Source organism: Cysteiniphilum sp. 19S12-1, assembly GCF_052030685.1.
Taxonomy (GTDB): domain Bacteria; phylum Pseudomonadota; class Gammaproteobacteria; order Francisellales; family Francisellaceae; genus Caedibacter.
Genome location: NZ_JBQAJM010000105.1, coordinates 1 through 531, shown reverse-complemented (window position 1 = coordinate 531; position 531 = coordinate 1). Strand labels below are relative to the sequence as shown.

The following is a 531-nucleotide window of genomic DNA, read 5'->3' as shown; positions in this document are numbered from 1 at the left end:
GATAACTATCCGACATCTGCAGCTGACTGGATGACGATGATCCAAGCATCAATTGATTGACTTGATCAGCATTATTCGCTGAAATCTGCAGTTCGCCACTACCTGATGGATAGTTCTCCAAACTGCCGTCAACTACAATAGTACAACTATTGCCACCATTTAACGTCATGCCATTAACACACGTACTGCTAGGATCTTGAGTGACTCCCGCTAATGCAGGGATACTAAATTGCACATCCATTGCCGGCACAACTGAACTGTTGGTAATTTGAATCGTTTTTTTCATCCCTGGCACGATCGTAATGTGCTGACTATCTAAAGTTAAAAATCGAGACTGTGCTTTAGTCATTTGCGATTTAAAGCTTGCCAAAGCATCTTCTGGGTTAATTGACAAAGTCGGACGCAATAGTTGTAAGCTTTTTGAAACTTCTGTTTGTCCATTAACCGCGACCTCAATATCAATTGCTTGATTATTTGCTGTGTTTGCAGCCTTAACATCAAATGTACAATTCTCTGAAGGCTTAAGAATCG

At 40.9% G+C, this 531-nt stretch carries 1 protein-coding gene; it reads right to left on the bottom strand.

The window, feature by feature from the left end; all coding sequences use genetic code 11:
* A partial coding sequence (locus ACTS4L_RS11440; RefSeq protein ID WP_440652082.1) for a hypothetical protein occupies window positions 1-531 on the bottom strand: 531 nt, incomplete at both ends.